Genomic DNA, 14,116 nt, shown 5'->3' on the forward strand with positions numbered 1-14,116 from the left:
CCATTTCGCACAGGTAAGCACTCATGTCCCGTAAGAAAAAAGGCACGCAGTCTGTCATCAAGGCGATCTCGGTTTCCGTGATCGGCGCTGGTAGTTCGGTTGCACTGGCCGGCCCCACCGGAGGCACTGTCGTCTCCGGCGGCATCACCATCGGCGCGATGAACAACAACCAGATGGTGATCACCCAGGCGCTGCAGAAGGGCATCATCAACTGGACCGACTTCAGCATCAACGCCGGTGAGCTGGTGCAGTTCGCCCAGAACGCGGGTAATGACTCGGTGACCCTGAACCGTGTCCTGGGCAGCCAGGTCTCGAACATCCAGGGCGCGCTGCAGGCCAACGGCAACATCTTCCTGATCAACCCCAACGGCATCGTCTTCGGCGCCGGCTCTTCAGTCGACGTGGCTGGCCTGTTGGCGACCACCTTCGATGTCGATGACCAGAGCTTCCTCAACGGTGGCGACCTCAACTTCACGCAGGTCGCTGGCAAGGACCTGGCAAGCGTCTCCAACCATGGGCAAATCACCGCGGACGACGGCGGCTTCGTCTACCTGGTCGCACCCAAGGTCGACAACTCCGGCTACGTGATCGCCAACGTCGGCCGCGTGACCATGGCTGCCGGTAACCGTTTCACGGTGAACCTGCAGGGCAGCAACCTGATCAACTTCAGCGTTTCCGCCGATGCACTCGGAGCGGCTACCGGCGGCGACCTCACGGGCGTCAGCAACAGCGGTAGCGTTTCGGCACAGACCGTACTGCTGCAGGGCAACTCCGCCAGCGGCCTGATGTCCTCGGTGGTCAACAACAGCGGCATCGTCGAGGCGACCGACCTGACCATGACCGGCGGCGACATCGTCCAGAACGGTACCATCAAGGGCGTTGGCGTTGGCGTTGCGGCGGCCACCACGGCCACCCTGGCGGCGACCCAGACGATCACCACCGGCAGCAACAGCTCCACCCGCGCGGGTACCCTGAATCTCTCCGTCACCGGTGAGGGTGCCTCCATCGGCACCGAGGAAGAAGCGCTCAAGGTCGACGCCGATGTGCTCAGCGCCACTGCCGAGAATGGCCACGTATTGGTTACCGACGTCAGCGGCGGCGTTGCACTGCTCGACGTTCGCGCAGGCACCGCACAAGCCGGTGGTAGCGTAGTCATCACCGCCAAGGGCGGGAGCATCACCTCCGCTAACCCGTCGCACATCAACGTCAGCGGTTACTCGGCCAACTTCATTGCCGACGGCTCCGTGGGTACCACCAACGATGCCGTTCAAACCCAGGTAGGCGTGCTTTCCGCCTCCACCCAGGACGGTGGCATCAACCTGAACAACGAAGGTTCGGTGATTCTCGGCGATATCGTCGCGCGCGAGCAGATCACCGTGGGCGGGCAGACCGTCAGCTCCACCGCCGTGGACAACGCCGGCAGCATCAAGCTGAGCAACGGCGATGCGGGCACCAAGAGCGTTTCGGTGCGTTCGACGGGCGACGTCATCCTGACCGGTACCGTATCGGCCACCGACGCGCTGAGCGTGCGCTCCAATACCGGAAGTGTCCTCGCTGCCCAGGCCGGCACCCAACTGGTGGGTCGTACCATCAATCTGCAGGCTGGCAAGGAAGTCGGTGACGTTTCGCAGGCGCTGAGCACCCAGAGCAATACCGTCAATGCCATCGCGCAGGATGGTGGCGTCTACCTGAACGAGAGCAACGGCCTGACCGTCGGTACCATCAGCGCCTCCGGTAACGACAATGACGTGGTGCTCAATGCCACCGCCGGCAACATCGCCGTCGGCAGCATCACCGCCGACGGCGGTAGCGTCTCGCTCACCGCGGCTGCCGGTGGTATCACCGACAACAACGGCGATGCCACCAACGTCACCGCCGCTGACCTCAGCCTGTCGAGCAAGAACGCCATCGGTACCTCAGGCAACGCCCTGGAGACCAATGTCGATACCCTGACCGCGACCACCAGCGCCGCACAGGCCGGGGTGTTCCTGTCCAACCTGAAAGCGCTGACCAAGCTCTCGGTGACCACCCCCAACGGGGACACCAACGTCGCCTTCAGCGGCGGTGCGCTGATCTACAACCGCAACCTGAGCACGCTCTCGCTGGCGCGCACCCTGGGCCTGGACGTGGCCTTCTCGAACACCGCCAGCGGCTACAAGCTCGGTGGCATCGACGCAGGCGCCGACCAGAGCGTGTCGCTGTACGCGGCGGGCGATATCACCCAGGGCAGCGGTCGTGTCGTCGCCAAGGATCTCTCCATCGAGGCATCCGGCAACATCGGTAGCGCCGATACCGCGCTGCGGACCGCGACCGACACCCTCAGCCTGAGCACGCGCAACGGCTTTGCCAACCTCGCCAACACCTCCGACGAGCTGGCACTGAGCGCAACGGCCAATGCCGCCAATGGCGCCGTCAAGTTGTCGCAGACTGGCGACCTGGTCGTTGATTCGGTCAATGCCACCACGGGCGTCGAGCTGAGCGCCGGCGGTGCCATCACCGCCGACGAGAACAGCGTTGGCACCAACATCTCCGCCGGCTCGCTCAAGCTCAGCGGCGCTTCGATCGGTACCGCCAACCAGGCGCTCACCAGCCAGGTAAACGGTGGTGCGGTGAACCTGACCGCCAACGCGGGCGACGTCAACTTCTCGAACATCGGCGCGATCAGCCTGCTGGACGTGCTGGCCTCGGGCAAGGTGAGCTTCCAGAACTCCGGCGATGCCGTGGTGGGCCAGGTCCAGGCTGGAGGCACCGTCAACTTCAAGGTGTCCGGCAATGTGACCGATGGCAACGGCGACGGCGCCAACTTCGTCACCAGTGGCCTCACTGCCGCCGTACGTTCCTTCGGCACCAGCGGCGACGCCCTGGAAATCCAGGTGGACAGCCTGGTGATCGACGCCGCCAACGGTGGCATCTACGCTCGCCAGAGCAACGGCAACCTGCTGTCGCTGGTGCAACTCACCAGTGGTGGCAGTGGCAGCGACATCCAGGTCTCGGCCGGTGGCGACATCGCCCTGGGCCATGTGGATGCCGGTGGCAACAACGTGAAGCTCAGCGCCGCCGGCAGCATCGAAGATGCCCGCAGCGACAAGAGCAAGGCCAACATCGTCGCCCGTTCGCTGGACATCAGCGCCCCGGGCGGCATTGGCCAGCAGGGCGGTCTGGACCTGGACGTCAGCTTCCTCTCGGCGGCCGGTGGTACCAACGGCGTGACCGCGACCAACGCTGGCGCGGTGGCTGTGGACAGCAGCTCCCTGGTCGGCAAGGGCGCCAGCGCGATCACCATCGTCGCGACCGCCATCACCGTGCTCGACAACAATGGCGGCACCATCACCATGGATGGCGGCACCTTGGCGTTGACCGCCACGGCCGGCAACATCGTCTTCCTCAACCAGAACGACACCATCTATCTGCCCGGTGGCGGCAGCATCACCCTGACTGCGCTGTCGAAGTCCGACTCCAGCGTGCCTGGCTACGACGGTGTGATCATCGCCGGTAACCTCAAGACCGACGGCGGCAACATCACTCTGCAGGCGCAGTCGAACATCACCATCGGCATGCTCGACGCGCTTGGCAATGCCAGCGTCGCGGGTGACGTCACCGTTGCCTCGGCAGGCGGCATCATCCTCGACGGCAACGGTAGCGCGCAGAACATCCGCGGCAACCACGTCAGCCTCACCGCGAGCACGCCGAGCGAGCACGACGCCGAGCTGACCCGCGACACCGCGATCGCCGAGTACTCGGCGCGCGATGCCGAGGCCGCGGCCAAGCTGCTGCAGCTGAACATCCTCATCCAGCAGCTCAAGGACTACGAAGCGCTGGTCACCTCGGCGACCTTGCAGAACAGCCTGGCCGAGCTCACCCAGCGCCTGGCTGAGATCGCCGCCAACCAGCAGTCGTCGAAAGTCGACACGATGTCGGGTATCGCCGATGGCCTGAACACCGCGCTCAATGCCGCAACCGTGGTGCGTAACGCCGCCGCGGTGATCGCGGGCGCCGCACAGGCCATCCCGTTCTCCGGTGACGCCGGTGCCGATGCGGCCTTCGCCGTCGTGGACCTGGTGATGTCGGCCGCCTCCCTGGCGCTCGATACCTACGAACGCTACAGCCTGGCGCCCGAGCAGGACAAACTGACCGAGCTGAACAACACCCTGGACGTCGCCAACGCGGCGATCTACACCGCCGCCACCAACCTGGCCACCACCACGGCGATCCGTGATACCACGGCGACCTCCAAGGCCGCTGCGGACCTGGCCGTGTTCAAGGCCAACACCGCCCGTGACGCCGCCTTGCAGGTGCGCAAGCAGGCCGTGGCCGCCTACGATCTCAACCAGATGATCGACAGCTCCGTGGACAAGCCGCTGGGCATCACCGCCAACCGACTGGATATCAATGGCGGCAATGCCATCGACTCCAGCCTCTACCTGAACTCCACCGGCAACCTCGGCCTGGGTGACATCACCGTCGCCAGCGGCGAGAAGATCGTGGCGGATGCGCTTAACAACATCGGTGTGGTCGGTAGCGTCAACAGCGATACCTCCATCAGCCTGAAAGCGGGCAACGCGATCCTCGGCCAGGGCGGTACGCTGATCACGCCGGACCTGCTGATGGTCGCCGGCAACGGCATCGGTGTTAACCAGGCCGTCAATACCCAGACCGACCGTGTGGCCGCCGATGCCGGTAACGCGGGTGTCGCGCTGGTCAACGCCAACGGCGGAGCCTTGCTGACCATCGGTACCCAGGGCGCCGTCAAGGGCATCCGCGGTGCCGGGGATATCAGTGTCACCACCGACGGTTCGCTGAAAGTCGACCAACTGGTCAATGACACCACCTCCAGCCACACCGTCAGCCTGACCGCCACCGATGGCTCGATCATCGACGGCAACAACGGCGACCGTAACGTCCAGGCCGGTACCCTGGTGGCCAAGGCCGCCGGCGATATCGAACTGGACACCAAGGTCGATACCCTCGATGTCCAGGTTACCGATGCCGGTGACATCACCCTGCGCGAAGCCAGCGACGTCACCGCCCGCAACCTGACCACCGCCGATGGCGACATCGACCTCAATGCCGCCGGCGCGGTGGTAGTGGGCAGCCTGGATGCCGGTGCCGGCACCGGTCGCATCGACCTCACCTCGGGCGGTGCGGTGGACGACGACCAGGACAACAGCACCCTGATCGTCGCCGATGCGCTGTCGATCAAGGCCGCCGGCAGCGTCGGCGCCACGGGCAGCAATGCCAATCGTCACCTCGACACCCAGGTGAACAGCGTCGACGTCACCGCCAGCGGTGAGGTCAACCTCGCCGAAGTCGATGACCTCACTATCGGCACGCTGGAAACGGATCATGGTGACGTCACCGTGACCACCGGCGGTTCGCTGAACCTGGGCACTCTGACCACCGACACCGTCGACAGCACCGTGACCCTGGTGTCTGGCGGTCAGATCACCAATGCCAAGGATGACGACAGCAGCAACATCGACGCCGCCAACCTGGCGCTGTCCGCGGCCAGCGGCATCGGTGCCGACAAGGCGCTCAATGTGCAGGTCGCCAAGCTCGAAGCGCATGCCGACACCGGTAGCATCAAGGTCGAGGATCTCGACGGCGATCTGGTCATCGGTGGCGTTACGCCGAACCTGGGCAACGCCGCCATCACCGGCGTCAACACCAGCGCTGGCGATATCCAGATCGGCACCGCGGGTGATCTGACGGTCAACGAAGACGTAAATACCGGCGAGGGAGACGTATCGCTGGTCGCTACGGACGGTGCGCTCACGCAGAACGTTCAAGTCTATACGGGGCAGGGCGACGTTAGCCTCACGGCCGGTACCGATTTGACGCAAAATGCCACGGTTCAGAGCGCTAAAGGCGACATTACCGTCAAGGCCGGTGGCGATTTGCTGATGCAGGGCTTCGCGCAGGCCTACATCAATGCCGGCGGCAACATCGACTACAGCGCAGGGGGCAACCTCAGCCTCCTCGATCTGTACACCTCGGCAGGCGATATCGACCTGACCGCCGTTGCCGGCAGCCTGACGCAGAACCACGCCGTACAGACGGGGGCGGGCAACATCACCGCCCGGGCCAAGGGCGACCTGACCACCCTGGCGGATACCACCGTCGCGGGCAGCGGCAACATCGACTATCGCAGCAGCGAAGGTGATGTGAGTCTGCAGCAGGTGACGACTGGCAGCGGCAACATTGCGCTGGAGGCCACCGAGGGCAACCTTACCCAGAATGCTCTGGTGCAGACGGGGACCGGTGACATCTCCTCGACCGCCGGTGATCTGCTCACCGTCTATGGCACGACCCAGGTGTCCGGCACCGGTAACATCGACCTTGCTGCGGGTGGATTCCTCTCGCAGTACGGTCTGGTGCAGACCAATACCGGTGACATCACTGCCAAAGCGGGCGGTAACCTGAACATGGGCGCGGTGCAAACGCGCGTGGTCAATGCCGGCAATATCGACTACACCGCTGGTGGGGCAGCCAGCATCAGCGACGTTTCGACAGGCAAGGGCGACATCACGCTGACTACCCAAGGCGGTAGCCTCTGGCAGAACGGCACAGTCGAAAGCGGTGAGGGCAACATCACCACCAGTGCGCACACCTTCCTGGTGCTCGACGGTGAAACCCGCACCGGTAAAGGCAATGTGGCGCTGAGCGCGGAAACGAGCGGTGTGACCCAGAACGCTCAGGTGTATTCCGGCGAAGGCGACATCTCGACCACCGCAGGAGGCGGCGATCTTCTTCTCAATGCCAGCACCCGGACCGTCAAGGGCAACGTCACGCTGACAGCCGCAAGCAACCTGACCCAGAACGCGCTGGTGTACTCCGGTGAAGGTGATATCACCAGCACCGCGGGTAACGACGTTGTGCTCAACGCCACCACCCAGACCTTCGAGGGCAACGTCACCCTGGATGCAGTACGCAACCTGACCCAGAACGCGCTGGTACTGTCTGGCGCAGGCGACATCAAGGCCAAGGCCGGTGCCGACCTGTTGATGACCAGCGGCCAGCAGACCACGGTCGTTGGCGCAGGCAATATCAGCTACACCGCCGGCAACGACGCGGATCTGGAAAACCTGTCCACGGGCAGCGGTGACATCACCCTGACCGCCGAAGCAGGCGATCTGACCCAGCAGGGGCTGGTGCAAACGGGCGAGGGCGATATCACCACCAGCGCGGGCGACAGCATCGTTCTGAACGGTGAAACCCGCACGGCCAAAGGCAACGTGGTGCTGACCGCCGAAGCGGGTGACCTGACGCAGAACGGCCTGGTCTACTCCGGTGAAGGTGACATCACCAGCACCGCGGGTAACGACGTTGTGCTCAATGCCACTACCCATAGCGTGAAGGGCAACATCGCTCTGAATGCCGCACGTGACCTGACGCAGAACGCCCTGGTGGTGTCCGACGAAGGCACGGTTACCGCCAAGGCCGGTCGTGACCTGCTGATGACCTCCGCGGGGCGCACCACCGCCACGCTGGGCGATGTCGACTACCGCGCGGTAGGCAACGCGACCCTCCAGGACATCAGCGTCGGTACCGGTGACGTGACCCTCGCGGCCGATGGCGATCTGCTGCAGAACGGCACCGTCTCCGTGATCGAAGGTCAGGTTGGCGCCGAAGCAGGTGGCGATCTGAGCATGGCCGTGGGTGCACTGACCGAGGTCACCGGTAAAGGCGACGTAGCTTACAGCGCTGGCAGCGATGTACTGATCGACCAGATCCGTACCGCCGACGGCAATGTGACGCTCACCGCCGAGTCCGGCGACATCCAGGTCCAGGGCACCGCCGCGCACAACGTCAGTGCCAAGCAGCTGACCGCCAACGCGGGCGGCAGTGTCGGCAGCAACGACGCACTGCGCAGCGACATCGATACCCTGGTGGCGAATGCCGGCGAAGGTTCGATCGCGATCGACGAGGCCGATGGCATCACCCTCAAGCAGGTGGCGGCGGCCGATGCCGTCGCGATCAGCGCCGGGGACATGGCGATCGATCAGTTGCAGGGCGACAGCATCTCTCTGGATTCCACCGGCAAGGTCGAAACCCTCGCCAATGGTCTGGTCCAGGGCGGTGTGTTGAACGTCTCCGCTGAAACCGGCGTGAATCTGCACACCGCGGTGGACAGTGCCACGGTCGCAGTCAACGACACGGGTGACCTGACCCTGGCCGAAGACGACGACATCACCCTGACTCGCCTGACCACGGCTGACGGAGACATCCGCGTCACCGCCGGTGGCGATATCGCGGTGAATACGGTCGATGCCGGCAGCCACAACGTCAGCCTGACCTCGAGCAATGGCGCTATCGTCACCGCTCAACAGCCGCTCCCGCTGTTCGCTCGCCTGTTCGCCCGCATCGCGTCGATCACCGGTATCAGTGGTGATCGCGTCGAGCTCAACGCCGCTACTGGCCTGGGCAGCGACGGAGCGGGTTCGCTGCAGCTCACTGCCAATACCATCGACGCCAGCACCACCAGCGGCAACGTCGACCTGTCCCAGTCCCAGTCGGTGAACCTGGAACACGTCAGCACCGGCAACGGCGACGTGCAGGTGGCGGTGAACGACGGCGATGCGGTGATCGGCGAAATCAGTGGTACCGGGGCGGTCAACCTGTCGGCCGACAACGGGCAACTGCTCGATGACGGCGACGACAGCACCGTGATCGAAGGTCAGGACCTGAGTCTGGCTGCCAGCAACGGCATCGGTGCGGGCGGCGCACTGCAGACGCGTGCCAAGACCCTCGACGCCACGGTCACCGACAGCGGCAATATCGCGGTCGACGAAGCGGACGGCCTGGACAGCCTGACGGTCAACAGCGCCGCTGGCGATGTGGCCATCACCAGTGCCAGCGGCGATGTGAGCGTCGGCGTCATCAACGCCCAAGGTCACAACGTCAGCCTGCAGGCAGGCGCCGGTGCCATCCTCGATGCTCAGAACGATGGTGTCGATGACATCAACGCCAATGGTGTCGAGTTGGTTGCAGCCCACGGTGTGGGCTCCAGCGGCAACTCCTTCGATGTCAACGTGCAGACCCTCGGGGCTGACGGCGGCACCGGTGGCATCCGTGTCAACAGCACCTCGACCGGCCCGCTGGTCCTGTCGTCGACGTCGGGCGATGCACTCAAGGCCAGCAAGGGCGACATCGTGCTGACCAGCGCAGGCGATCTGCAGGTGGATGGCAACGTCCAGCACAGCGGCAATGGCAACATCTCGCTGAGCGGTGCGAACGTCGCGCAGAACGCCGACATCACGACCCATGGCAGTGGCAACGTCACCGTCAATGGGCGTGGCACGGTAGACATGGCGGCGGGTACTACCACGTCCACCAGCAGCGGCACCGTTACCTACAAGGGTGGCCAGAGCGTCAGCGTGTCCTCGATCCAGACCTCGAACAAGGTCGGCGGCGGCAAGGTGATCTTCGAAGCGCCGAAGGTGATGGACAACCTGCCGGGCATGGCGAACGTCAAAGCCTGGGAAGTCACGGTCAATGCCAACAACGGCTCTGCCGGGCTGATCAGAGAGCTGGTGGGTAACATCAACGGTTCTGCGCACGTCAACCTGGACAACCGTGTGATCGGTGGCAGCCTGGCTGAAAGCCGACGCTTCATGGAAGCCCTGTTGCAGCCGGCAGTGCAGCAGCAGAGCAGCCCGGAGCAGATGTTCGCGATCGGTGTGATGAACGAGTCGCAGCTCGCCCCGAACCGCGGCTTCGTCGAAGGTGAGGATGGCGTGATGACCTACAACAAGTAAGTCACCACGTTGTGAAAAAGGCCGCCGGGTTCGCCCGGCGGCCTTTTTTATCGACCCGAGAAAAGTACCGGTACGATGTCGCGCTATTGGCCGGCGCGGGGCGCTCCGGCGTTGCCCTCAGTCAGCGTCCTGGTTGGGAAACAGCTTGGCGCCGCAACGTGAGCAGAATGCCGCCTGGGGCTCGTGCAAGGGTTTCTCGCAATTGGGACAGGGGCGGTGCAGCGTTTCTCCGCGCATGGCGTTGGCCAGCTCGGCGGTGAAGATCCCGGTCGGCACGGCGATGATCGAGTAACCGGTAATCATCACCAGCGTCGCCAGGCCCTGGCCGAGTGGGGTCTGCGGGGTGATGTCGCCGAAGCCCACGGTGGTGAGCGTGACCACCGCCCAGTAGATGCTCATGGGAATGCTGGTGAAGCCACGCTGCGGCCCTTCGACCACGTACATCAGGGTGCCGAAGACGACCACCAGGGTACTGACGCTGAGCAGGAAGACGATGATCTTCTGCTTGCTCGAGCGCAGCGCGACGATCAGGAAGTTGGCTTGACTCAGATAGGGCGTGAGCTTGAGTACACGGAAAATGCGCAGCATGCGTACTACGCGCACCACCAGCAGATACTGAGCGGATGGCAGCAGTAGGGCGATGAAGGCCGGTAGCACCGCGAACAGGTCGATCAGGCCGTAGAAGCTGCGTGCGTAGTCCAGCGGCTTGGGGCTGGTATAGAGGCGCAGCAGGTACTCGACCGCGAAGATCGTGGTGAAGCCCCATTCGAGGACCTTCAGCAGCTCGCCATACTGCGCGTGGATGCGGGCGACGCTGTCGAGCATCACCACGACCAGGCTGGCGAGGATAGCCCACAGCAGCGCGGTATCGAAGGCCTTACCCGCCGGCGTGTGGGTGAAGAAGATGATGATGTAGAGGCGCTCGCGCCAGCTCTTGGGAGTATTGCCCGGTTCCATGCAGGTATCGCTTGCCTTGGGTCAGTGGTGCCGCGCCTCAGGCACTCTGCAGGCGCTCGTGATGCAGGGCTTCGCGTTGGTCGATCTCGCAGCCGCCGAGCACCAACTGGCTGATGGTCTGTACCGCGGCTTCGTAATCGCGCTCTTCCAGGCGTTCCTTTCCGGTGACGCTGGATATCTGCCAGTCGAAGTCCGCATAGGTCTGGGTCGCGGCCCAGATGGCGAACAGCAGGTGCTGTGGATCGACCTCGGCCATCAGGCCCTGGGCGATCCAGCCGCTCAATACCTGGACATTGTGTGCGGCCTGGTCGTTCAGTCGCTGCACCTGTTCCGCGTCCAGGTGCGGGGCCCCATGCATGATCTCGCTGGCGAAGACCTTGGAAGCATGTGGCAGCTCACGGGAGATACGAATCTTCGAGCGGATGTACTCGCGCAGAACCTGGGCCGGGCGTCCTTCGGCATTGAATGGCGCGGAAGCCTGCAGCAGCGGCCCCACGATGCTATCGAGGACCTCGCGGTAGAGGTTTTCCTTGGAGCGGAAGTAATAGTAGACGTTAGGCTTGGGCAGCCCGGCGCGAGCGGCAATGTCCTGGGTCTTGGCGGCGGCGAACCCTTTCTCGGCGAATTCCCGGCTGGCGGCCTGGAGAATGAGCGCCCGGTTGCGCTCGCGAATGCTGCTCATGAATGTCCTTCACCGCTGCGTGGCAAATCCTGGGCGGCTGGTCGCGATGCCGAAACTGCGCTGACCCTGTCGCCACCCTTTGGCCAGCCACACTAGCACCGCCTCGGCGAACGCCTCAAGCCGACGCCGGTCCATTGTGCAGGAGCGGCGGGCGCAACACGCGTATACTTGCGGTAAGCTTTTTGAATCCATTCGCCGTTTGCCGGTTTTTCCGATGTTGTTCCAGCGTCGCTCGCATCGATCCCTGCTCATGCCGTACCGGGAGTATTAGATGGCAGACCAACTGGTCGATCCCTTCGGCCGCCGTATCAGCTACCTTCGCCTGTCGGTGACCGATCGCTGCGACTTTCGCTGCACCTACTGCATGGGCGAGGACATGGTGTTCGCCCCGCGGGCGCAGATCCTGTCCCTCGAAGAGCTGTACACCGTCGCGGATGCCTTCATCTCCCTCGGCGTGAAGCGCATTCGGGTGACTGGCGGCGAGCCGCTGGTGCGCAAGGGCCTGCCGGGCTTGCTGGCGCGTCTGGGGTCGCGCAGCGAGCTGGAGGACCTGGCCATCACCACCAATGGCTCGCAGCTGGCACAGCTGGCGCCGACCTTACGCGCCGCAGGGGTCAAGCGCATCAATGTCAGCCTCGATTCGCTGCGCCGCGAGCGTTTTGCCGAATTCACCCGGCGAGACGCGTTACCCCAAGTGCTGGAAGGTATCGCGGCGGCGCGTGCGCAAGGCTTCTCGCGGATCAAGCTCAACAGCGTCATCCAGAAGGGCCGTAACGACGACGAAGTCGCCGATCTGGTGGCCTTCGCCGTGGAGCAGGGTCTGGACATCAGCTTCATCGAGGAGATGCCGCTGGGCGCGGTGGCGGGCCATGACCGCGAGATTACCTTCTGCTCCAGTGAGGAAGTGCGTGACCGAGTCGAGGCGCGGTTCGAGCTGATGCGGTCGAGCGCAAGCACCGGTGGGCCTTCGCGCTACTGGCAAGTCCTGGGGAGCGATACCCGCGTCGGTTTCATCTCACCCCACAGTCACAACTTCTGTGGCGACTGCAACCGCGTGCGAGTGACCGCCGAGGGCAAGTTGGTACTGTGCCTGGGACATGAAGGGGCGCTGGATTTGAAAGCCTTGATTCGTCGCTATCCCGGTGACGCTCAGCGCCTGCGCGGGGCATTGCTCGAAGCGTTGCGACTCAAGCCGGAACGTCACCACTTCCGTACCGACGAGCAGGTACAGGTGGTGCGTTTCATGAGTGTGACGGGGGGCTGACGGCGGCGCTTGTGCGCGCCCGTCAGGCGACGAGGGCGCGGCGGGTGCGTTCGATGATGCCCTGGAGCTTTTCGCTGGCCAGATACTGTTCCGGATAGAGGCGCTCGCTGCGGCGGGCAACGCCGTGCTCGTCGACCAGGGTGAAGCTGAAGCCGCCCTTGGCGTTGATCGCCATGACATGGCAGCGCAGCGGTGCGAAGGCGTGGTTCAGGGTATGGATCGCCTGTTCGGCGTGCTGTTTGATAGACATAGTAGATTTGATTCCTGCGTGTAGGCGGCGTGGCCGCCATCAACTGTCCTGTTGGACGCCACTTGCGGGCGTCGGCGCGATATCCATCGGATTTTGCCGCTGACAGTTAGTTCCTTTGAGCTGTCAGCGGCGGCCTTATCGCCAGGCCTAAAATTAGAAGCCCGCCGAAGCGGGCTGGATGGGGCGCTGGTCCTTCAGCGAGCCTTTACGTTAAGGGCTGAACCGTGAAAATTTCGTGAAGGATTTTCGACAGTTGCGCGATATCGATCGGCAACCTGAGTGCGAAAGGCGCTAAACGACGAAGCCCGCCGTGTGGCGGGCTTCGAAGGGTTGAGAAACAACCCGGGAATATGGTCGGAGCGACTGGATTCGAACCAGCGACCTTCTCGTCCCGAACGAGACGCGCTACCAAGCTGCGCTACGCTCCGTAAGGATGGCGCGCATTCTACCGAAAAGTTTTTGTTGCACAAGGGGTTAGGGGAAGTTTTTTTCAGGGGCATCTGCCTGGGGTCGCCGGTGCTGTACGACGAGTGGTCGCCTGGGGCGGCTGCGAAGCAGCGCTGGCGCTGGGCTTCAGCGAGGTGCGGCGAGGCTATCCGGGTCGTTGAAGTTGTCCAGGCGCGGATCGTCCTCCGGGCAATCCAGAGCCAAAGAGGCGTGGTAGCGCAGGATGCGTTGCAGGCTGCGCTCCCCCTGTGCCCATGCCTGTTCGAGGGCGCCCCGCAGCGACTGTGGAATGACGCAGAACAGCGGTTCCCAGAAACCATTGCGACGCGCCATGACCGGGTGCTCTCCGGACAGGGCGAGCAGCGCCTGGAGCAAAGAGGCATCGACGCGTGGCGCGTCGCACGGCAGCACCAGAAGTTGCGGGTGACGCGCCACCGCCAGTCCGGCGCGAATGCCCGCCAGGGGGCCGGGAAAGTCCGCATCCGCATCCTCGACCCATTGGTCGGCGTAGGCCGCGTAGCGCTCGGCGTTGCGATTGCAGGAGATGATCAGCTGATCGCTGAAGGGCCGCGCGGCCTCGGCGACCCAGGCGATCAAGGGACGTCCGTGCCACTCCAGCAGGCCCTTGTCGTGACCGCCCATGCGTTGGCCACGGCCGCCAGCCAGTAGCAGGATGGAGCAGGGCGCGATGGCGGGCATGGACGGTCTCCAGGGCAGGGGGCTGTGATATAACACCCGGCTCGCAACCTCTCAACCCGGAT

Annotated in this window: 6 protein-coding genes and 1 tRNA gene; 2 read left to right on the forward strand and 5 right to left on the reverse strand. The window is 64.1% G+C overall.

Features of this window, described 5'->3' with window-relative positions; translation table 11 throughout:
* Positions 1-23: 23 nt before the first annotated feature.
* Positions 24-9,755 carry a two-partner secretion domain-containing protein gene (locus ACYRGX_RS11250; protein ID WP_473052572.1) on the forward strand — a complete coding sequence of 3,244 codons (9,732 nt, stop codon included), beginning with the start codon at positions 24-26 and terminating at the stop codon, positions 9,753-9,755.
* Positions 9,756-9,872: 117 nt separating this feature from the next.
* Here ACYRGX_RS11250 and ACYRGX_RS11255 read toward each other — a convergent pair whose 3' ends face one another.
* Both ACYRGX_RS11255 and ACYRGX_RS11260 read right to left on the reverse strand, forming a co-directional pair.
* Positions 9,873-10,712 (reverse strand): ion transporter, encoded by an 840-nt coding sequence (locus tag ACYRGX_RS11255; protein ID WP_473052573.1) that lies wholly within the window; start codon positions 10,710-10,712, stop codon positions 9,873-9,875.
* Between the two features lie 37 nt (positions 10,713-10,749).
* Positions 10,750-11,394, reverse strand: a complete 645-nt coding sequence (locus ACYRGX_RS11260; RefSeq protein ID WP_473052574.1) for a TetR/AcrR family transcriptional regulator — start codon at positions 11,392-11,394, stop codon at positions 10,750-10,752.
* A 271-nt stretch (positions 11,395-11,665) separates the two neighbouring features.
* On the opposite strand from ACYRGX_RS11260, the gene moaA reads away from it, so the two are divergent.
* Positions 11,666-12,658, forward strand: coding sequence for a GTP 3',8-cyclase MoaA (moaA, locus tag ACYRGX_RS11265; RefSeq protein WP_473052575.1), 993 nt, complete (start codon positions 11,666-11,668; stop codon positions 12,656-12,658).
* A 22-nt stretch (positions 12,659-12,680) separates the two neighbouring features.
* On the opposite strand, the gene ACYRGX_RS11270 is transcribed toward moaA, so the two are convergent.
* From ACYRGX_RS11270 to mobA, 3 genes are all read right to left on the reverse strand, one after another.
* Positions 12,681-12,908, reverse strand: coding sequence for a hypothetical protein (locus ACYRGX_RS11270; protein WP_473052576.1), 228 nt, complete (start codon positions 12,906-12,908; stop codon positions 12,681-12,683).
* Positions 12,909-13,259: 351 nt separating this feature from the next.
* Positions 13,260-13,336 (reverse strand) — tRNA-Pro (locus ACYRGX_RS11275).
* A 145-nt stretch (positions 13,337-13,481) separates the two neighbouring features.
* Entirely contained in the window at positions 13,482-14,054 is a 573-nt protein-coding gene (gene mobA, locus ACYRGX_RS11280; RefSeq protein ID WP_473052577.1) for a molybdenum cofactor guanylyltransferase MobA, read from the reverse strand.
* Positions 14,055-14,116: the final 62 nt, after the last annotated feature.

The sequence above is a fragment of the Pseudomonas sp. R4-15 genome (assembly GCF_055768815.1).

What these genes read in the sequence shown, in the direction of transcription:
- ACYRGX_RS11250 (WP_473052572.1), top strand. Translation starts at nt 24, where the DNA reads ATGTCCCGTAAGAAAAAAGGCACGCAGTCTGTCATCAAGGCGATCTCG.
- ACYRGX_RS11255 (WP_473052573.1), bottom strand. Translation starts at nt 10,712, where the DNA reads ATGGAACCGGGCAATACTCCCAAGAGCTGGCGCGAGCGCCTCTACATC.
- ACYRGX_RS11260 (WP_473052574.1), bottom strand. Translation starts at nt 11,394, where the DNA reads ATGAGCAGCATTCGCGAGCGCAACCGGGCGCTCATTCTCCAGGCCGCC.
- moaA (WP_473052575.1), top strand. Translation starts at nt 11,666, where the DNA reads ATGGCAGACCAACTGGTCGATCCCTTCGGCCGCCGTATCAGCTACCTT.
- ACYRGX_RS11270 (WP_473052576.1), bottom strand. Translation starts at nt 12,908, where the DNA reads ATGTCTATCAAACAGCACGCCGAACAGGCGATCCATACCCTGAACCAC.
- mobA (WP_473052577.1), bottom strand. Translation starts at nt 14,054, where the DNA reads ATGCCCGCCATCGCGCCCTGCTCCATCCTGCTACTGGCTGGCGGCCGT.